This is a genomic window from Pandoraea pnomenusa (genome assembly GCF_000767615.3).
GTDB classification, from domain to species: domain Bacteria; phylum Pseudomonadota; class Gammaproteobacteria; order Burkholderiales; family Burkholderiaceae; genus Pandoraea; species Pandoraea pnomenusa.
The window spans coordinates 474973-495002 of sequence record NZ_CP009553.3; the positions used below are offsets into that span (position 1 = coordinate 474973).

At 59.5% G+C, this 20030-nt stretch carries 19 protein-coding genes and 3 pseudogenes; 14 read left to right on the forward strand and 8 right to left on the reverse strand.

Features of this window, described 5'->3' with window-relative positions; translation table 11 throughout:
* Nucleotides 1-80: 80 nt before the first annotated feature.
* Complete coding sequence (locus LV28_RS26290; protein ID WP_038621740.1) at nt 81-1853, forward strand: terminase ATPase subunit family protein; 1773 nt, start codon at nt 81-83, stop codon at nt 1851-1853.
* Nucleotides 1850-2908 carry a phage portal protein gene (locus tag LV28_RS26295; RefSeq protein WP_038618994.1) on the forward strand — a complete coding sequence of 353 codons (1059 nt, stop codon included), beginning with the start codon at nt 1850-1852 and terminating at the stop codon, nt 2906-2908. The genes LV28_RS26290 and LV28_RS26295 overlap by 4 nt, the downstream gene beginning before the upstream one ends.
* Before the next feature lie 8 nt (nt 2909-2916).
* On the opposite strand, the gene LV28_RS26300 is transcribed toward LV28_RS26295, so the two are convergent.
* Nucleotides 2917-3162 carry a hypothetical protein gene (locus tag LV28_RS26300; RefSeq protein WP_147291585.1) on the reverse strand — a complete coding sequence of 82 codons (246 nt, stop codon included), beginning with the start codon at nt 3160-3162 and terminating at the stop codon, nt 2917-2919.
* Between the two features lie 918 nt (nt 3163-4080).
* Between LV28_RS26300 and LV28_RS26305 the strand changes: the two genes are divergently transcribed.
* The 3 genes and pseudogenes from LV28_RS26305 to LV28_RS48250 all read left to right on the forward strand — a co-directional run.
* Nucleotides 4081-4674: a hypothetical protein gene (locus tag LV28_RS26305; protein ID WP_038618988.1), complete on the forward strand. Its 594-nt coding sequence runs from the start codon at nt 4081-4083 to the stop codon at nt 4672-4674.
* 86 nt (nt 4675-4760) lie between these two features.
* Complete coding sequence (locus LV28_RS26310) at nt 4761-4970, forward strand: hypothetical protein (protein WP_147291584.1); 210 nt, start codon at nt 4761-4763, stop codon at nt 4968-4970.
* Between the two features lie 372 nt (nt 4971-5342).
* Nucleotides 5343-5586: pseudogene (locus tag LV28_RS48250) on the forward strand (Arm DNA-binding domain-containing protein); the annotation flags it as partial.
* Between the two features lie 2 nt (nt 5587-5588).
* On the opposite strand, the pseudogene LV28_RS48255 reads toward LV28_RS48250, so the two are convergent.
* The 4 genes and pseudogenes from LV28_RS48255 to LV28_RS48260 all read right to left on the reverse strand — a co-directional run.
* Nucleotides 5589-5888: pseudogene (locus LV28_RS48255) on the reverse strand (lambda-exonuclease family protein); the annotation flags it as partial.
* A 73-nt stretch (nt 5889-5961) separates the two neighbouring features.
* Nucleotides 5962-6924, reverse strand: coding sequence for a DUF932 domain-containing protein (locus LV28_RS26315; protein ID WP_038618982.1), 963 nt, complete (start codon nt 6922-6924; stop codon nt 5962-5964).
* 91 nt (nt 6925-7015) lie between these two features.
* Nucleotides 7016-7495: a complement resistance protein TraT gene (locus LV28_RS49215; protein WP_257125735.1), complete on the reverse strand. Its 480-nt coding sequence runs from the start codon at nt 7493-7495 to the stop codon at nt 7016-7018.
* Between the two features lie 260 nt (nt 7496-7755).
* A pseudogene (locus LV28_RS48260) lies at nt 7756-8079 on the reverse strand (JAB domain-containing protein); the annotation flags it as partial.
* Nucleotides 8080-8430: 351 nt separating this feature from the next.
* Here LV28_RS48260 and LV28_RS26330 point away from each other — a divergent pair.
* The 7 genes from LV28_RS26330 (at nt 8431) to LV28_RS49220 (ending at nt 16972) form a co-directional block, all read left to right on the forward strand.
* Nucleotides 8431-8622, forward strand: a complete 192-nt coding sequence (locus LV28_RS26330) for a ribbon-helix-helix domain-containing protein (RefSeq protein WP_038618976.1) — start codon at nt 8431-8433, stop codon at nt 8620-8622.
* Between the two features lie 3 nt (nt 8623-8625).
* Complete coding sequence (locus tag LV28_RS26335; protein ID WP_038618973.1) at nt 8626-9033, forward strand: very short patch repair endonuclease; 408 nt, start codon at nt 8626-8628, stop codon at nt 9031-9033.
* Nucleotides 9026-10213 carry a DNA cytosine methyltransferase gene (locus LV28_RS26340; protein WP_038618970.1) on the forward strand — a complete coding sequence of 396 codons (1188 nt, stop codon included), beginning with the start codon at nt 9026-9028 and terminating at the stop codon, nt 10211-10213. Before LV28_RS26335 ends, LV28_RS26340 begins: the two co-directional genes overlap by 8 nt.
* 21 nt (nt 10214-10234) lie before the next feature.
* Nucleotides 10235-12583, forward strand: a complete 2349-nt coding sequence (locus LV28_RS26345; protein ID WP_038618967.1) for an ATP-binding protein — start codon at nt 10235-10237, stop codon at nt 12581-12583.
* 1 nt (nt 12584) lies between these two features.
* Nucleotides 12585-14261 (forward strand): DEAD/DEAH box helicase family protein, encoded by a 1677-nt coding sequence (locus LV28_RS26350; RefSeq protein WP_038618964.1) that lies wholly within the window; start codon nt 12585-12587, stop codon nt 14259-14261.
* The gene (locus LV28_RS26355; RefSeq protein ID WP_038618963.1) at nt 14258-14794 is read left to right on the forward strand and encodes a hypothetical protein; all 537 of its coding nucleotides are present in this window, start codon (nt 14258-14260) and stop codon (nt 14792-14794) included. The genes LV28_RS26350 and LV28_RS26355 overlap by 4 nt, the downstream gene beginning before the upstream one ends.
* A 165-nt stretch (nt 14795-14959) precedes the next feature.
* Nucleotides 14960-16972, forward strand: a complete 2013-nt coding sequence (locus tag LV28_RS49220) for an ATP-binding protein (protein ID WP_052408617.1) — start codon at nt 14960-14962, stop codon at nt 16970-16972.
* A gap of 39 nt (nt 16973-17011) precedes the next feature.
* On the opposite strand, the gene LV28_RS26365 is transcribed toward LV28_RS49220, so the two are convergent.
* Nucleotides 17012-17320 carry a hypothetical protein gene (locus tag LV28_RS26365; protein WP_038618960.1) on the reverse strand — a complete coding sequence of 103 codons (309 nt, stop codon included), beginning with the start codon at nt 17318-17320 and terminating at the stop codon, nt 17012-17014.
* Between the two features lie 91 nt (nt 17321-17411).
* Between LV28_RS26365 and LV28_RS26370 the strand changes: the two genes are divergently transcribed.
* Together LV28_RS26370 and LV28_RS49225 are read left to right on the forward strand one after the other, a co-directional pair.
* Nucleotides 17412-17798, forward strand: a complete 387-nt coding sequence (locus tag LV28_RS26370) for a uracil-DNA glycosylase family protein (RefSeq protein WP_218026210.1) — start codon at nt 17412-17414, stop codon at nt 17796-17798.
* 61 nt (nt 17799-17859) lie between these two features.
* Nucleotides 17860-18048 (forward strand): transposase, encoded by a 189-nt coding sequence (locus LV28_RS49225; protein WP_115344424.1) that lies wholly within the window; start codon nt 17860-17862, stop codon nt 18046-18048.
* Here the strand turns inward: LV28_RS49225 and istB are convergent.
* Both istB and istA read right to left on the reverse strand, forming a co-directional pair.
* A complete protein-coding gene (istB, locus tag LV28_RS26375) occupies nt 18017-18802 on the reverse strand; it encodes an IS21-like element helper ATPase IstB (protein ID WP_038618959.1) in 786 nt (261 codons plus the stop codon). The genes LV28_RS49225 and istB overlap by 32 nt on opposite strands.
* Nucleotides 18799-19815 carry an IS21 family transposase gene (istA, locus tag LV28_RS26380; RefSeq protein ID WP_038618958.1) on the reverse strand — a complete coding sequence of 339 codons (1017 nt, stop codon included), beginning with the start codon at nt 19813-19815 and terminating at the stop codon, nt 18799-18801. Before istA ends, istB begins: the two co-directional genes overlap by 4 nt.
* Between the last annotated feature and the right edge of the window lie 215 nt (nt 19816-20030).

Genomic DNA, 20030 nt, shown 5'->3' on the forward strand with positions numbered 1-20030 from the left:
CAACGCATCGTTGTTGTGCCCCGGCGCCTTACAACACGGGCGCGTCGACCGTCCGCGCGCGCGTGGGCAACCTTGTCGGCATGACGCAACAGCACGCCCCCGACATCGATCCGCGAGTAGAAGCGCGCAACCTGTATTTCGCAGGGTGGCGCGTCGCGCGCATCGCCGAAAAGATCGGCGAGAAGCGCTCGACCGTGCATAGCTGGTGCCGGCGCGATAAGTGGAAAGAGACCGCACCGGTCGATCGCGTCGAGCTGTCGCTCGAGGCGCGCATGATCGAGCTGGTCCGCAAGGAAAACAAAGAGGGAAAGGACTTCAAGGAAATCGATCTGCTCGGCCGGCAAATCGAGCGCATGCAGCGCGTGCACAAGTACCAGCAGACCGGCAACGAAGTCGATCTGAACCCGAAGATCGCGAGCCGCAACAGCGGGCCGCGCAAGAAGGCAGAGAAGAACAGCATCAACGAGAAGCAGTTGGCGCAGCTGCGCGATGCGTTCATGGATTCGATATTCGACTACCAGCGCGCCTGGTACGAGGCCGGGGACAAGTACCGCATCCGCAACATCCTGAAGAGCCGGCAGATCGGCGCGACGTGGTACTTCGCTCGCGAGGCTCTCATTGACGCGCTCGACACGGGCCGCAATCAGATCTTCTTGTCTGCGAGTAAGGCGCAGGCGCATGTGTTCCAGCAGTACATCAAGCAATTTGCCAAGGATGCGGCGGACGTCGAGCTGACGGGCTCGCCGATGCATCTGCCCCACGCCGGCGCGAACCTGTATTTCCTGGGCACCAATGCGCGCACGGCGCAGAGCTATCACGGCAACCTGTATTTCGACGAGTACTTCTGGACCTCGAAATTTCAGGAGCTTCGCAAGGTCGCCTCCGGTATGGCGATCCACAAGCACTGGCGCCAGACCTACTTTTCGACGCCGTCAAATCTGGCGCACGAGGCGTACCCATTCTGGAGTGGCGCGCTGTTCAATCGCGGCCGGAAGAAGGACGAGCGAATCCAGCTCGATCTGTCGCACAAGGCGCTAGCGCGCGGTGTGCTGTGCCCGGACGGGCAGTGGCGGCAGATCGTCACGGTCGAGGATGCGCTCGCCGGCGGATGCAACCTGTTCGACCTCGAGCAGTTGCGCCTCGAGTATGGCCCCGACGACTTCGCCAACCTGCTGATGTGCCAGTTCGTGGACGACGTGCTGGCGGTATTCAAGTTTTCGCTGCTGCAAGGCTGCATGGTCGACAGCTGGGAGGTCTGGGACGACTACCGGCCGTTCGCTGCTCGTCCGTTCGGGTATCGGCCGGTCTGGCTGGGTTACGACCCGAACGGCGGCAGCGGCATGGGAGATTCGGCCGCGCTCGTGGTGCTGGCGCCGCCGGTCGTGCAGGGCGGCAAGTTCCGCATCCTGGAGCGCATCCCGTTCCGAGGCCTCGACTACGAGGCACAGGCCGAGGCGATCCGGAAGGCGACCGAACGTTACACGGTCACGTACATCGGCATCGACCGAACCGGTATCGGGGACGCGGTGTTCCAGCTCGTGAAGAAGTTCTTCCCTGCCGTGTTCGGCTTCACCTACTCGCCGCACGTCAAAACGCAGCTCGTGCTCAAGGCACACGATGTCATGAGCAAGGGCAGGCTCGAATTCGATGCAGGTCACACCGACATCGCGCAGTCCTTTATGACTATCCGCAAGACGACCACGGCCAGCGGAGGGCAGGTTACGTACAAGGCTGATCGGTCAGCCGAGGCGAGCCACGGCGATATCGCGTGGGCAACGATGCATGCGATGTCGAACGAAGGCATTGACGGGCAGGCTGGCACCAACCAAGGTTTTATGGAGATGTACTCGTGAGCAAGAATCGACACGCGCGATACCGTGCGCGCCAGGCGCAAGCGCCGGCCGGCGAACCCACAGCGGCCCCGGCACCCGGGGTGGATACGTTCGCCTTCGGCGACCCCGTCGCCGTCCTGGACAAGCGGGAGATCCTTTCGTACATCGAGTGCATGAAGATGTCGAAGTGGTACGAGCCGCCGTTATCGTGGGACGGTCTGGCGCGCTCGTTTCGCGCGGCGCCGCATCACAGCTCTGCCATCTACGTGAAGCGCAACATCCTGGCCTCGACGTTCATTCCGCACAAGCGCTTGTCGCGCGCGGAATTTCGGGAGTTCGCGCTCAACTACATGGTGTTCGGCAACGCGTACTTCGAGCTGCGCAAGAACCGGCTCGGTGGCCCGCTCGCGCTAAAAACGTTGCTCACGAAATACACCCGGCGCGGTCTGGATCTGGAGTCGTATTGGTGGGTGCCGGAAGTCGGGCAGGAGACGCCGTTTGCCAAGGGTGACGTATTCCACCTGATGGAGTCCGACGTCGAACAGGAGGTGTATGGCTTGCCGGAATACTTGCCCGCGCTCAATGCGGCGTGGCTCAACGAGTCAGCCACCCTGTTTCGCCGCCGCTACTACAAGAACGGCAGCCATGCGGGCTTCATCCTGTACATGACGGACGCCGCGGCGAGCCAGACGGACGTCGATGCATTGCGCGAAGCGCTGAAGAACTCGAAGGGGCCGGGCAACTTCCGCAACCTCTTCATGTACGCGCCGAATGGCAAGAAGGATGGCATGCAGATCATCCCTGTGTCCGAGGTGGCGGCGAAGGACGAGTTCTTCAACATCAAGAACGTGACGCGCGACGATCTGCTGGCTGCTCACCGTGTACCGCCGCAGCTCATGAGCGTGATTCCGAATAACACGGGTGGGTTCGGTGACGTCGAGAAGGCCGCGAAGGTTTTCTGGGTCAACGAGATCATGCCGCTCCAGGAGAGCATGAAGGCAGTGAACGAATGGCTGGGTGAGGAGGTGATGCGGTTCGAACCGTACGCTTTGGCGCAGGTCACGACGGCAAAGTAGCCCAGGGCCTACTTCTTTGCTGCGTCCGGGACGGGCAGATTGTCCCGGGCCGCAGCCTCTCGATTGAAACGCATCCGGTCGACGCCAGCTTCGGCCACGCACGGCTCTTCCAAAAGGCTCGAGCGCATCGTCTCGATCGCCGCAAGCCATCCCCCCACATCTTCCCGCCACGCGGCGCGGATCACTTCTATCTCGCCCCGGCACGCGACCAGCACGCGGTGCATCCGGTGAATTTCCCACAGCAGTTCCCGCACCTCTGAAGACGGCGCGCGCTCCCATATTGCGCGCAGTTCCGAGGGCGTTAGGGCACGGCGTTCGGGGGTAGCAGGGTTTCGGCGTCGCATCGCTGAAAATACTGTATGAATAAACAGTATTTTAGCCCAAACACTGGACCGCACAAGAGGCCCTACAACGGGCTGGTGGCGGGGGAAGGGGCAGGCACGGGGGAGGGGGCCGCAGGCCGTTGTGGGCGCGGGCAGGCCCGTTGGCGCTGCCGTTTTTTTGCCGCCCACCCCCTCCCCAACCCCCAGCGCGCGCGGTCATGACCCCGCCACGCCTGCGCGCTTGATCGAACACTTTTTATGCACCTACTCACAGACCGGATAGGCCCGCCAGCACTGGCGCGGGAGGGCATACGAAGGTGCGTCGGACGTGTGCACTTTCATGCGCCAAGCTCATGCAGTGCCGTCCGTGCGGGCCGATGTGGTCCGCCGTAGCCCCGCCGTGCTGCGTGATCTGGAGTCTATTTCCCGGTGGGTGTCGGGAAAAAGGTAACCGAGGTAACCACCATCAAAAATCGCTCGGAAACCCGCATGGATAAAGGATTTCGCTGGTTACCTTTCAAAGGTAACCGAGGGTAACCAAAAGGTAACCGCGTTCTAAGTCTTTGATTTTAAATGGAGTTGGAAAAATGAGAAGTTACCTTCGTAAAAGGTAACCGGTTACCTTTGGGTTACCCTAAAGTTACCTTTTATCTAAATCGCTGAAAGCCTTTACTGGTAAGGCTTTGAGGCCAATTTTCTAGGGCTGGTTACCTCGGTTACCTTTTTCCCGACACCCGCCGGATTTTCACGGATGAGATACTTCGAGCGGGGCTGACTATGGCGTGCCACGAGGTAACCGGTGCGTACCAAGTCGACGTCATGAACTGACACTCACAACACCAACGAACGATGACCAGCAAATACAAGGTGGTGCTGTACGGGATTGGGGCGCTTGTCGCCCTCTGGATAGCCAAACGGCTCGAACTCGCATCAGACACCCTGATCGTGTCGCTCGTCGGCATCGGCGGCGTATATCTAACGGCGCAATCCAACGCGAAGGAAAAGGCCGCCGATCGTGCGGCCGACGAGCGACGTGTCGACAAAGAACGAGTGATGCGACTGAAGCGCGATGTCTTGTTGCCCGCGATCGAAGGGTGCAGCTCTGTGACGCAATGCGTTGGGTCGATGCTCGATGAAAAAGCAGAGACGGCGAAGATTCACGGGGAATACAGCACGGCGTTGTCCGACATGACAAAGGTGCTGCTCATCGGAGACGTGGTGACGGTGGCCGCGATGATTAACTACCTGCAAAAGGTTCGGGAACTGTGGGTGCTGGTCGCTGGGGAGCGGTTCGCGCTGGATCAGATCAGGGCGCAGCTCGTCGAACTCGAGACCGCGTACGCTCGCGACAATCAAACGCAGCAAGAGCTGTTTGCTTTGCAGCGCACCAGAATCTCCGGGGGAATCCAGACGCGGCAGCCCTTGAGAGAACGGCCCAGCTAATTGCGAGCCATGAGCAGTCTAAGAAGACGCTGATCGACCGTGCGGTGCAGCTACGGATTGCATACAGTGAGCGAGAGATTCAGGCCGTGACGGCTTTACTGGGCGCGGGAGACACCATCGATTTGGAAGTCGAACTGCTCCGATGCCTGCGGAAGGAAATTGATCTGGATTTTGATATGCCCGCCACTCGGGCGCGAATGGTTGCGGGCCGCGAGCGAATCGTGAAAACGCTCACGCAGAGGGTCGATGAAGTCAGAACCAGAATTGCGTCGATTCGTCAGGCAAACGGCGCATGAATAGACCGTTGCGTCGCGTTCGCAATTGATGCCTAGACCTCGATGCGACGGGGCTTTTATGCCAGTGAAATGCATCGAATTGCGAACGCGAAATTGGCCCTAAGTATTTGATTTTCTGGATTTCTGCAAAGACTTTGTAATCATCAGGTGGCGGGTTCGAGTCCTGCAGCCGGCACCAAATACTGATCCACGGAATTCCGTGGTGATCCTGAAACCCGTGATAGCATAAGGCTTCGCGGGTTTTTTTATTCCGATGTTGTCCAGCGGGCCCGCCTGAATCCGGGGGCATGTGGGGGCACCGCAGGGGGAATTTCTTCAGTTTCCAAATGCCCCCGAAAAAAGTGCCCCCCGACACTGTAAGGCTGGTGCCTTATGCCGTTGACCGACGTCGCGATTCGCAAAGCCGCTCCCCGTGAAAAGCCTTACCGCCTTGCTGATGGGGGGCATGTACCTCGAGGTTTCGCCGTCCGGCGGGAAATACTGGCGGCTCAAATACCGCTTTTTGGGCAAGGAGAAGCGGCTGGCCTTGGGCGTGTATCCAGACGTGCCGTTGGCTGCTGCCCGGGAAAAGCGTGACGACGCCCGCAAGAAGCTTGCGGCGGGCGTCGATCCCGGTGTGTTACCGGTCTGTTTCGTGTACGAGGCGGCGACGATGGGTTCTAACATCACTCCCCAAAAAACTGGTTCGGTCGTATCCTGTGGATCAGGCCGGGGCAGGTTCGTGTCGCGCCCGGTCTTGATCAGCCACAGTTCGAGCGGGCTCATATACGGCGAAAGGCCCACGGCCGCCGCCGCGTCGGAGCCGCCAATCCCGTTTTTCCTGACTTCCAGCCAGTCATCACGAGATAGGTCTTTTGTTTCCACAAGCCGTAGCGCGGGCCGATGCCGACCGCACCCGACTGATTCAGGCAAAGCCATTCGTAACCTCCAGATGTGAAAAAGCCCGGCGGGGATAAGCCCGGCCGGGCGATATGACGTCGCACTGGAATCTTCAGGCGATCAGCTTGAGCGCTTCGTTCCAGGCTTTCTCCTTCAGGGTGGCGCCTGCGCCGAACCATGCAGCATCGCGTCGGTTATCGTCGCTGCGCGCGCGGCGCTGATGATCGACGAACTCGGTCACCGAATTCACCAGACCCCAGGCCGTGCCCGATGCCGAAGGCAAAGTCGCGCCCTTGCCGTGCCCGGCGTACAGTTCGTGAACGGCTTTGATCGCACGATCGTTGGTGGCCGGCATCGGCATAGACGGCCCGCTCGACGGATAGGTGAGCACGCGCTGGAAGAACTTCTCAGCCACGGCATCGCTGACCTTGCGTTCGGATAGCGCGCGCATGCGAGCCATGAAGCCGTCCCAACTTGAGGTCGCTATTCCCAACTGACGTTTCACGGCAGCGGCGTCGAATTGGGAACGGTGTCCGACCTTGACGGCTCCCCTGCTGTCGCCGAGCGCGATCTGCAGCGTGTTGTTACAGACCACCCGAATACTCGTGAACTGTGCAGTGGTCGCCAGTGTGCCGTCGCAGGCTGTCGCGAGCAGCAGGTAGCCGTTGACCGTGTCTTTGCCCTTGAGCGCGACGGACTGGCCGGTACGGGCGAGCGCCCAGAGCTTCTTGCCATCCTTGAGCACGCCAGCGGTTTCCAGCTCGAACCCGCCTACCGCGGTGAGATCACGATAGAACTCGAGGATTTCACGTGGTTGCACGACTTGATAGCGCGACGAGACGACGGACAGGGGAGCCTTGGTGTCCGAGCGATACAGCACGCGCTGCTCGGGAAAGGCGTGGATCGAGCCGAGATTGCCGCTGCCGGCGACAAAGCGGACGTCGGCGGACTCGATTTGCCAGTCCATACCCGCCTGTCTTTGCCATACCTCGATCGGCTGTTTGGGTGCAAGCTTTTGGCCGAGACCATGCCACGGGGTCTCGTTGACGTAAGCCATTGATTGAACGAGATGCATGAAAAGCTCCTTGTAAACGGCATAAAGCCCGGCACATGGCCAGGCGATGATGGGGAAAAGCGAGAGGGACTGCTGAAGGGGAAACGGCCGCTCAGTCCGATGCTTTGGGGTGACTGAAGGCGTGTCCGCAGGCGTGGCAGCGGAAGTTGTCTAGCACGGTCGAATCGACGACTTCGCCGAACATCGAGCCGGTTGCGCAGCCCGCTGCGCCGCCGATGAGGCCGGCGATTACGGCACCGGCGATGGCACCACACACGGCACCGGCAGGACCGGCGAGCACGCCGACGGCTGCACCGGTTTCAGCGCCGGACAGGGCGAATGCGACACCGCTCGTTGTGCCGGCGACCGTACCGATAGCTCCGCCCATCTTGCGCGCACGATTGCGGGCATCGACGCGGTCGGACTGGCATTTCGGGCAGGACGGAACAGGCCCAGATCCGCTGGACCGGGCTTGGGTAGATTGTCGAGGCGGCGGGGCGAAACCTTGCTCGAACGGTTCGTCATCCTCGCGTTCGTGCAGGTACATCTCGTCCGGATCGTGAAGTCGAGGATAGAAACGTGGATCACGCATGAGCCGCCTCGCGGCGCACTTTTTCCGAGTGCAATCGGAGGCCGACGGTCGCGACGACCCCGGCCACGAAGACAAGGCCGAACGCGAGAAGGTACTCGAATGGGGAGGGGTAGGTTGGCATCACTGGTCCCAGAGACGTTCGCCGGCGCGGGATCGCACGGGCGGAGCGGCAGGCTGCGGCCGTACTCAGGTGGGTCATATGTGGTTGAAATATTCTTCAATCCACGAACGCTCCGAAAGGCCTTCTTGTGCAGAAAATGCTGGAGAGCCCCCTTGACGATCTCGCGCGGTTGGACCGTAGCGCCATCGATCGTGGTGCGGAACATGTCGCCGTATTCGATCAACCGATGACACGCATCGAGAAACAGGATCGCGAAGACCTCGTGGTCGAAGCCGGCGTGCAGCTTGGCGCACAGGTACTCCTCGACCGCCGTCGGCGAACTGAACTCAGCACCGCGCTGCATCTTCTGGCCCGTGATCAGGTGTGCGGCCTCCGGGATCTGGTCAGGCGACGCCGACGGGTAATTGCCCTGATCGTCACGCACCACTAGCGAGGCATCGAGTGAGAAGCAGGGTTGCGACATGATCGTACTTCGGTTGCTCACGCGGAATTGCCCGGGACCGTCGCAAGCACGGCGCAGCGCAAGCCGTCGGGGGAGGCCGACGACCGCAGATCGCAAGCGCCAGCGGCGCGCAGCCCTTGACGGCGAGAACGTCGTGGTACGGTGAAGGGACCAGCAAAACCACCCATCAACCTCTCAACGAAGGCACAGACAGGCAAGCGGGCGCGCAGGCCCGCATGGGCCGAAGGCGTCAGGGGACCGGGCGTAGCCCGCGAGCCCGACGGCGGTATGCCGCAACGCCCACCCAGCTAATCGGTGAGATGAGCGTTGCACCACTCTGGTGTAATATGGTGAAAACTGTCGGGGGTAATCATGGGACAGCGAAATTCCGGCAAGAATGATCCGGACGCCAAGACTCGCATGTCGGTGAGTCTTCCATTCTCATTGCACCAGGAACTGGAGCGCATAGCGCGTGACAAGAAAGTGTCACTGGCATGGGTGATGCGCGAGGCGGCCGAAAAGTACGTGGCGGACCAATGGCCACTGCTTGCCAAGACAAAATGACTCATGGACAGCGTCAGTCCCGCACGTCGCTCGGAGATCATGGGGCGCGTCCGTTCACGCGACACCAAGCCCGAGATGCTGGTGCGAAAACTTGTCCATGCGCTGGGTTATCGATATCGACTTCATGCCAAGGAACTACCAGGAAAACCCGATCTGGTGTTCCGGCCACGTCGAAAAGCGATCTTTGTTCATGGCTGCTTTTGGCATCGCCACCCGGGCTGCGCGTTGGCGCGACTGCCAAAGTCACGCGAGGAATTTTGGCTACCCAAATTGGAAGCCAATCGGCAGCGCGACATAAAAAACCAGCACGCCCTCCAGGAAGCTAATTGGGGTGTGCTAACTATTTGGGAATGCGAGCTTGGCGACATCGACAAGCTCAAAAAGACAATAAAGGAATTTCTCGATGCGTAGCGTTGAGCTTTTCGCGGGAGCGGGAGGACTGGCGATCGGCATGGCCAATGCCGGCTTTCAACACGCCGCGGTAATCGAATGGGACCATGACGCGTGCGAAACCTTCAGGGAAAATCAACGGCATCACGCCCACGCTGTCGAAGGCTGGCCGGTTCATGAAGTCGATGCGCGGAGTTTCAACTTCGGAGCGTTGCCCGCAGACATCGCCGTCATCTCTGGAGGACCGCCATGCCAGCCATTCTCCATGGGAGGCAAGCATCAGGCGCAGCGCGACGAACGGAACATGTTTCCCGAAGCGGTGCGTGCCGTTCGCGAACTGATGCCCAAGGCGTTCATTTTCGAGAACGTCAAGGGGCTGACGCGGGAGAGCTTCATCGCCTACTTCTCTTACATCCATCTTCAACTGCAATACCCGGAACTGTCCCGTCGCAAGGGTGAGAACTGGATACAGCACCGATCACGGCTGGAGCAACATCATTCGGCTAACAAGAACGCGCCTACGTACAACGTCCTCTTCGACGTGCTGAACGCTGCCGACTATGGCGTGCCGCAGAAACGCGAGCGTGTCTTTTTTGTGGGTTTTCGCTCCGACCTCGGAGCCCAGTGGTCCTTTCCGCAGAAAACACACTCCGAGGATGCATTGCTCGTCTCCAAATATATCGATGGAGCATACTGGGAAGAACACGGGATTAACAGGCGGCGAATGGACGATGTGCCGACTCGCTATGCGAAACGAGTGCAGCGTCTGCGCGTCACCCCGTCCCTACTGGAAATAGACCGATGGCGCACCACTCGGGACGCGCTTCTCGATCTGCCTGATCCAGAGGTTCATCGGAACAACGCGATAACCAATCACGTGTTCACCCCCGGCGCGCGCACCTATGTGGGCCACACTGGAAGCCCGCTCGACGAACCCGCGAAGACACTGAAGGCTGGCTATCATGGCGTGCCCGGCGGAGAAAACATGTTCGTAAAGGACGATGGATCCGTTCGCTATTTCACCGTGCGCGAAGCCGCCAGATTGCAAACCTTCCCCGACGAATACGAGTTCCACGGCTCCTGGAGTCAAACCATGCGCCAGTTAGGCAATGCCGTCCCTGTGCAACTGGCCGAAGTGGTGGCCGGATCGGTGGCAACCAGCTTGGCCGCGTGCGAAAACACCACGAGACGCGGCGCATAACCAGGAAAACAGGGAACCCACATGACCGTAGCCGAATTCGATCTAACACCCGATCCGCGTGTCCTGCAAATCCTCGGTGAAATCAATCTCGATCAGTGGAAATGCCTAGCGGAACTGATCGACAACAGTGTCGACGCCTTCATTAATTCGCTCCGCGATGGAGCGAAGGTTGAATCTCCCTCCGTAGTGATCAGTCTTCCGACGCACGACAAGGAGGACGCCTGCGTGACCATTCGAGACAACGGTCCGGGGATGACGCTCGAACAGTTGGAGCGCGCCGTTCGTGCTGGTTGGAGTGGGAACAATCCCTTGGACAACCTCGGCCTGTTCGGCATGGGCTTCAATATCGCCACGGCGCGCTTGGGCATGGTTACCGAGGTGTACACAACGCGCGCGGGCGAAACGGAATGGGTTGGCCTTCGCATCGATCTTAACGAACTGCGTCGAACCCGCACATACCAAACACCGCGACTCACGAGACCCAAGGCGGATCCGGCGGCCCATGGAACCGAAATCAAGATCCTGCGACTCAAGGCGGATCAGCGGCTCTATTTTTCGAAGAGCGCGAATCATAACAAGATTCGGCGCCAGCTAGCCCGGGTATACGCGCCTTTGCTGTTGTCCAATGACAGCGCTTTCTCCCTTCAAATCAACGGCCAGAACATTCAGGCCAAACGTCCTTGCCATTGGAGCCCCGATCGTTCGGTGCAAGGAAGTGACGGGACACCTACGCATGCCGTCGAGACATTCGATTTCGCATTGCCGTCTCGGCATTACTGCCTCACCTGCATGTTGTCGTTCTCCGGGTCGGAGTGCCCTACGGGCAGCCCCGATTGCAGAACTGTCGAGGTCAAACGCCGCTTGCATGGTTGGGTCGGGCTTCAGCGGTACATGCACGAAGAGGACTTTGGCATTGACATCATCCGCAACGGGCGTGTCATCGAGGTCCAAAACAAGGATCTTTTCGTCTGGAGTGGTGGTGAACGACCAGAACGCGAATATCCAATCGACGATCAACGCAATCGCGGCCGTTTCATCGGTGAAATTCACCTTGACCACTGCCGAGTGAGTTACACGAAGGATCGCTTCGAACGTGACGACACTTCATGGGCGGAAATGGCAACCCTTGTAAGAGGGGAAGGTCCGCTACAGCCGAAAAAAGCCAAGGCACTCGGCTTCGAACCGCAGACCGCGCCGCTGTATCGTCTGTTCCAGGCATTCCGACGTAGCGATCCCCAGGGGAAAACTGGCCGCTGGTCGAGAATCCTTGCGGTCAGAAATAACGAACGCGCCATCGAGATGGCCGATCTCTTCCACAAGGGCGACCCGGAATATCAGACCGACGAGAAATGGTTCGAACTGGTCGAAGAGGAGGATCGGGGCGTTGTGGGCGCGACGCCGACCGCTACTGGTCCAGGCTCAGCGGCACCGACGGTACCGGATGGATTTCTCGATGACGATGATGGCGCCCCTCCCAAGGGCGCCATCCCTGCCCCCGTTACGCCGACCGCCTCGACCACGACCACACCTAGCGCTCCCGTGGCGCCTTTGCGGCAAAAGCTGCACGAACTGTCGCGCGTCTACAAACACCCCCTACTCAAGATAGAATTTACCGTCGAGGCATTCATGGTCGGGGCGAGTGACCCCGACTTGCCGGCCAAGGCGCCATGGACTCTTAAGATCGAGGATCCTGGAACGAGAACATTCCTTTTCCTGTTCGATACCAGTCATTCTGTCTTCCGCTCGGTCACAATGACGCCCATGGACGCATTGCTTTCCGAACTGGCCTTCAAAACCTACGAGTTCCTGAAAGAGGCCAGTCCAAACTCGGCGGTTTTTTCCACCATCCTTGCCGACCTGCGGAGCGAGTACGCGGAAGACGCAAAACTCGACCCGAAAAACATCATCGCTTTCGCTGACAAATCGCTTCGAGAGATTGCTCAGTCGATAAGCACCGCCAATGGGACGCAATCGTTCGACGTCTTGTTCTCAGAACTGCCAGCGCCCGCACAGGAAAAGATCCGGCGCAAAATCGCCACCACCGGCGTGAGCAGCGCCCATGCCGTCATTGACGCTGGCGAATTCCTTTCCTACGCGGAGGCGTTGGATATCAAGCAGTTCGTTCGGCGTTACCCGGAGCTTTTCTTCGATGGCAAATTCTGGGCGCAGCCTTACGCTCACTTGGACTACGGCGACTCCAAGGTGAACGAAGAGGCTAGAGGAAGGGTGCTGGAGCGCTACGATGCATATCTTGCGGACGCTGTTTGGCTAGCCTCGCAGAGTCCACGAGACCTCGATCGTTGTGACCGCGACGAACTCATTCGCGCGACGCTTTCGGTGCGTCTGCTCGGCCAGGACGGAAGCGTGTGAAATGGAAGGCTATTTCCTCGACTCACGCCGTCTGCTGAACGGATCATGGCGCGCGTTCGAACGTGACGTAGCGCGGTTGCTGGTACAGAACGCTTTCGAGGATGTGCGGATCGTCGGCGGCTCAGGGGATCGTGGAGCGGATGTGCTGGGGGTAAAGAGCGGCAAACTCTGGGTTGTCCAATGCAAGTTCACCAGCGACAGTTATCCGGATCACCATGCCGTTGACGAGGTGGTGGAGGCTTCAAGCTTCTACGAGGCGGATCGACTCGCCATCGCCACGTCGCGAGCATTCGGCCCCGCGTTAAACGCGGCAATCGATCGATGGGCCCGGCTTGGCATCAAGATCGAGTCGTTGCCACCGGCGACTCTCGTGGAAATGATGCGCCGCAGTCCAGAATACCCTCGGGCGCGGAGGGATCTTCGCGACTACCAAGACGACTGTGTGCTGCGACTAACCGCAGCGCTACGCGAGACGGGCCGCGGCCAACTGGTACTCGCCACTGGCTTGGGAAAGACGGTCGTCATGGCCGAAACCACCGCGCAATTACTTCGAGACGGTGTCATAGACTCCGGGCGCGTGCTTGTGCTCGCCGACAAACGTGAATTGGTTGAGCAACTGCAAAGGGAATTCTGGCAGCAGTTGCCGAAGAACATTCCCACCCATCTGCTCATTGGTGGGGAGCAACCCACGTTCTGGGATGGGATCACCTTCGCCACGGTCCAGAGTGTGTTGCCACGGCTCGGTAGCCTTCCGGAATTCGGTCTTGTTTGGGTCGATGAAGCTCATCACATCGGCTCCGACAGTTTTCGCCGCGTTATCGAAGAGTTGAACGCGCCCATGGTTGGTGGCGCCACGGCCACACCATGGCGGGGAGACAACTTCGATATCGACACTGTGCTGGGCCAGCCTGTGGCAAAGATCGGGATCGACGAGGGGCTGCGTCGAGGCTTTCTTTGCGAAGCGGATTACCGCCTTCTGGCCGACAACATCAATTGGGAGTTTGTCAGGAAGCAGTCCCGACACGAATATTCAATCAAGGAACTCAATACTCGCTTGTTGATTCCGACCCGCGACGAGGAAGCGGCACGTGTCATCGCGGACTCCTTCAAGAAAGAGGCGCGGCGCAGCCTGATCGTGTTCTGCGCGAGCGTGGAACACTCGAAGGCTTTTTCCGCCATGTTGAAGCTTTATGGTTTTCGTTCCGCATACATCACTGGCGAAATGGACCCACGTGAGCGGGAAAAGACGATGGCGGCGCTACGCCGGGGAACGATCAACGCGGTAACCACAGTGGATATTTTCAATGAAGGTGTCGATGTCCCCGACGTGGACATGCTCGCTTTCATGCGAGTGACCCATAGCCGTCGAATATTCGTGCAACAGCTTGGACGCGGACTCCGCCTAGCTCCCAACAAGGACAAAGTGGTGGTGCTCGATTTCGTCAGCGATTTGCGGCGAATTTCCGAGGTAATCGACCTGCAAAAATCGATATCGGGCGATGTTGAAAGACTCGACTTGGTGGAACGCGTGGTGCAGTTCTCCGACCGCGGCGCTGGCCACTTCATGTTCGAATGGTTACTCGATCAGGCGGATCTGTTCAATCGAGAAGGCGATGCGAAATTGGAGTTGCCCGAGTTCAATTTTCCCTTACCCCCCTCTCCGGGAGCGGTTCAATGAGCATAGCGGTGCCCACGGAAATCCGGGATCGAATCCGGCAGAAGATATGGAGCAAGGCGGACGAGCTGGGCTGGTCGGGGCTATCAGACCTTGATCGCACGGTCTGGTACGAGAACTGGTCGAAGGACAAGGACGTCGGTGGGGCTTTGGCGCACTTTATGGACGCCCGAAGAGTCCGAGTATACATAAAGGATTCCCTACTGAAACCATATCTGCGTACCCGCCTGGAAGACAACGCTGACAAAGTGTTGTTGGCGGCAGGCTTGGGATTAAATACGGCTACGGTGCGCGATACATACGACAAGCCGCATGGTCGCTTGCTGACTGACGGCAAGATCATTTGCTGGGGAAACAGCCGGGACTGGAAATCGATCGTAATCTCGGTGTTCGAGCGTGCGTACAAACTCGAATCAGGAATACCCCACGCTGCGGTACTCATTGAAACTGGTAGAACCACGAATGACGGCATGCGCGACATGATTGTCGACATGGGAAGGAAGCTGGGGCTGGGTAACGTCGTTTGGATGGATTGAGACTATCCTCGACCGCTTGGCCGCTGATAGGCACGGTTTCACGTCGCCACCGCGCGTCCCTAGCTAACTAACCGATTGCCAGACGCACGGGCTTGCCGACGGTAGAATGCTGCGATACAAAGCGGCTTGGTGGACGGCGCCAGTCGACAGGACGGGAGAAGGGGCATGGCGGCAGAACAGTATCCAGTTGAGGTGCAGTCGGACTTCCTCGAGAAGATCACGCGCGCTCGCCCCATCCCGGCTCTGGCTGAACTGATCTGGAACGCGTTCGACGCCGACGCCACGGTAGTGGACGTCTCGTTCGAGTACAACGACCTCGGGGCGCTGGACGCCATCGTCGTCAAGGACAACGGCGAGGGCATCGCCCGTACGGACGCCCCTGGCTTTTTCCGTTTCCTCGGCGGCTCGTGGAAAAAGTCCAAATCGCAAACCGCGTCCAGCCGGTTCCTTCATGGGCAGGAAGGTCGTGGGCGTTTCAAGGCGTTCGCCCTTGGCAACGTTGCCGAATGGGCCGTGGTCTATCGTCGGGACGGCAAGTGCTGGTCCTACACCATCCGCATGACCGCGCTCGACATCCGCCACGTCAACGTGAGCGACGAGGCGCAGGTCAAGGATGATGCGCAGCCGGGCGTGACGCTCACCATCCGTGAGCCCACAAAGGAGTTTCGGACGTTCACGTCGGACGAAGGTCGTCAGGAATTGACCGAGGTCTTCGCGCTGTATTTGGCGGACTACGAGGAGAACGCGAAGATCGTTCTGGATGGTCGAGCCATCGACCCCGCATCGGCCATTGCCGGTCGCAAGAACTTCAACCTGGACGACATTGAGATCGACGGCAAGGAGCACTGGGTGCGTTTGCACGTCGTCGAATGGAAGGCGGCCGGCAACCGCGCGCTGTACCTTTGCAACCAGCAACGTTTCCCACTCGTGCAGGTGGACCGTCGCTTCCACATCGGCAACTTCACGTTCTCTGGCTACCTGTACTCGCCGTATTTCGACCTTGCGCAGAAGGAGGGGACGGTCGATCTCGCGGAAATGCAGGCCGCAGTCGTTGACGCTATCACGCAGGCGCAGCAAACGATCAAGGATCACTTCCGCACCCGAGCGGCGGAGCAGGCGAGAACGGTTGTGGAGGAGTGGAAGGACGAAGAGGTCTACCCGTTCGCGGGCGACCCGGTGACGCCGGTCGAAAAGGTCGAACGTCAGGTGTTTGACATCGTGGCCGTCAACGTGGCTCGGCACCTGCCGGACTTCAGTACGACGCAAAGCAAGAACAAGGCGTTTCAACTTCGGATGCTGCGCCAGGCGATCGAGCGTAGCCCGGAAGACTTGCAGGTCATCCTGGACGAGGTGCTTCGACTGCCGAAACGGCAACAGGAAGAACTGGCGCAACTCCTGCGCGACACGACGCTCTCTTCGATCATCGGGGCCGCGAAGGTGGTCTCGGACCGCTTGAAGTTTCTCAACGGTTTGGAGGCCGTGCTCTTCGACCCGGAACCCAAGAAGCGCCTGAAAGAACGATCGCAGTTGCATCGCATCATCGCTCAGAACTGTTGGCTCTTTGGCGAAGAGTTCAGCCTGTCGGTGGACGACCAGTCCCTGACCCAAGTTCTGGTCGAGCACAAGAAGATGCTGGATCCGAAGATCGTGATCGACGAGCCGGTGAAGCACATTTCGCAGACGCGGGGCATTGTGGATCTGATGCTTTCGAGGGCGACTAAGCAGCACCGGGCGAACCGTTTGTCGCACCTCGTCGTCGAACTGAAAGCGCCGAAAGTGCCCATTGGTTCAGACGAGGTGACGCAGATTCAGGGCTACGCGTTCTCCGTGATGGCAGACCCGCGTTTCTCCAAAGTCGGGGTGACGTGGAACTTTTGGGCGATCAGCGACGAACTCAAACCCTACACCGAGCACTTGGTGAAGGATGAGACCGGCCTGATTCTGGAAAAACCGAACGTCAACATCTACGCGAAGACATGGGCGCAAGTGCTCGACGAAAACCGTGCACGGTTGAAGTTTTTCCAGGACCATCTGGACGTACAGGTAGATCGCGACGCGTCGCTCAAATACCTGCAACAGCGTTACGCAGCCTACCTCGAAGGCGTGTTCGAAATTGAAGATTCGGACGCGGAAACGGAGGTAGACGCAGCGCCGGAAGCCGACGCAGCGGCTGCCTGAGGTTTTGTCGCTTTGTGATTCGTCACTGGGACAGTTAAGCTACGCGGAGACCAGCACGTCATCGCTCTTCGCGCGAGCTTCCACACGATGGATCCGCTTGATCTTCGTTGTTTGTTGGACCTCCCCGACCGGCATCTGACGCAGCAGTTTCGCGGTGAGCTGGCGATACGGGAGGGTACTCTTGCGCGGCGCACCGTAGCAATGGATGGCGCGCCAAGTGGCATCCGACGCCAGAATCTCGCAGACACGATCGAGGTCCGCCGGGTCGCGCGGCGTCACCACAATCGGTTTGACGTTCTCGCATTGACCTCCTCGCGCTTCCCAGGCGCGCTGGGTCGCACGGCGCACCGGCCTAGCGTCGCTCTCGTGGGCTGTGCGCACAACCGCGATTCATTGCGGTTTGCTACGCTTTGCGTTCCATCGGCAGCGTAGGACGACCATGACGATCGAGGAACAAAAAATAACGACCTTCCATTTGCGCGGTGGGGCGGCATTTGAGGCGACCATGACGCCCGACGACGCTCCACGCACCCTCCGATCACCGGAGGCGATCGCGTTCCGGCGCGCGATGCTCACCGAACCCCACATCGCACCGCTCGCCTCGTACGTTGCCGGGTTGCGACAGCAACATCCCGCATGGGAGTTCTTGGACTTTGACCCGCTCGATGGTGGAACTGACGCGGATATGCTGTTCCTGCTCGAAAAGCCCGGCCCAATGACGTCACCCACCGGTAAGAAGGTGGGCTCCGGGTTCATATCACGAAACAATGACGACCCCACTGCGGAGGCTGTGTTCGACTTCATGGTCCGGGCGGACATCCGGTAATACCCCCTGAAATCCACCGCTGGGAGAAGTAGAATTTTCTCGTTAAGAGGGAGTTCTGCAGATGAAGAAGTCGAGATTCACAGACAGCCAGATATTGGAGGCGCTCAAGCGCGCGGAGGCTGGGCTTGCGGTGCCGGAGCTATGTGTCAACGCCGGTTTAAATCTGACCCACCTTCCGGCGTATCGCCGAAGTAAATCTGACCCACCCAGGCTCCGTGTCACGCGGCGGCTTTCGCGCCTGCGCGTGTAGTTTGTCCAGCTTTCCGTTTGTCCTTCAGCCGATAGCTTTCGCCTGCAATCTGCACGATGTGCGCGTGATGCAGCAGCCGGTCGAGCATCGCCGCAGTCAGCGTCTGGTCGTCGGCAAATGCCGTGGCCCACTGCGTAAATGGCAGGTTGCTCGTCAGCACGATGGCTCCGCGCTCGTATCGCTTGGCCACCACGTTAAAAAACAGATTGGCTTCCTCGCGTCCAAACGGCAGGTAGCCGATTTCATCGATAACCAGCAGCTTTGGGCCAACCACGGCGCGGTTAAAAAACTCCCGCAGCCGGTTCTGCTGCCGGGCTGTGGCCAACTGCATCATCAAGTCGGCGGCGGTCGTGAAGCGCGTCTTGATTCCTGCCTGTGTCGCCCGATACGCCAGGGCGCAGGCGATGCGCGTTTTGCCCACGCCAGATGGCCCGAGCAGCACGACATTCTCGGCCCGTTCGATAAACGCCAGCCCGGCCAGCTCCTGGATTTGGGCTCGCGGTGCGCCGCTGGCGAAGCCAAAGTCGTATTGCTCCAGCGTCTTGATGCCCGGCAGGGAGGCCATCTTGGTCAGCGTCTGGCGCTTGCGTTCCTCTCGGGCATCCCGTTCGGTCAGCAGTAGCTGTTCGAGGAAGTCGGCGTGACTGGCATCAGCGTTGGCAGCGTTCTGGGCCAGCACGCTCCAGTCGTTCCCGATGCGGTCCAGTTTCAGTTCGTCACACAGCCCTGCAATGCGTTCATGCTGGAGATTCATGCTGCCACCTCCAGCAAGGCGTCGTAGACCGACAGCGGATGCTGCAGGCTTTCGCTCGGCAGCACTCGCTTAAGCCGCGTCGGTACCGGTGCTGTAATCGAGGCCGACACCGGCAACGGCAGCAGTGCCGCTTGCTCTAACGGCAGTCGAACCGACGGTTTCTCTTTCGTCGTGGCATGCACCCGGACATTCGCCACCTCGGCCAGCCAGCGGCCAATATGGCCGTTAGCCGCCTCGACATCCAGCTTCAGGCCAGATTGCTTGAGCGTCGCCGCCAGCGGCACCACGAAGCTCTGCTTCAGATACCGGTTGAAGCGCTCGACCTTGCCCTTGGTCTTGGCACGGTACGGCCTGCATACCTTCGGCGTAAATCCATACGTTTCCGCCAGCGCCAACATCTCGCCGTTCCAGCGATGATGACCGTCGCCGTAAGCATCGCGTTCGACGATGACCGACTTGGCGTTATCGAACAGCACATGCTCGGGCGTGCCGCCGAAGTAGACGAAGGCTTCTCGCAGACACTTGCACAACGTCGTGGCATCCTCGCCGCTCGTGAAACGCACGTACGTCGCCCGGCTGTAGCCCAGCGTGGCGACCAGCGCCAGCAACGGCGACCTGCCGCGTCGGATCGTGGTGAAGTCGGCTTGCATCTGTCGGCCTGGCGGCGTCTCGAAGCGCACGACCGGTTCCGGCTCCGCGTCCCTGTATGGCGCGAGGAACACCTTGAGTTGGCTGATACCGCCGTCGTAGCCTTCTTCCCGCAACTCGCGCAGCAACACCGTTGCCGGAATCCAGTGCGGCCGCGCCGCCTCGATTCGCCCAAGCAGGTACGCTTTGAACGGGTCCAGTTTGGTTGGCCGAGGCTCTCGCCCCTTATACCGGCTAGCCTTCTGGTCGCGCAGATATCGTCGGACCGTGTTCCGCGAGACACCCATCTGCCTCGCTATCTCCCGCACCGGCGCTCCGCGCCTTGCCAATACCTTGATTTCCACTGCTTGCTCCTGAGTCAGCATCGGCGGCAAAAGCCGCCATCCTCTCCCAGGTGGGTCAGATTCACTTCGGCGGGTGGGTCAGTTTTACATCGGCGCTAACAAAAATTAAGCGATTCGGGAATTAAAGAGCAATTTTGAATTACGATCAGATGCAGATTTGTACGGTACAAGTTTCGATGTTCTAGAAATACCAAAATAGCAGTACGTTCTTAAAAAAATGGACTATCGCGGCTCTG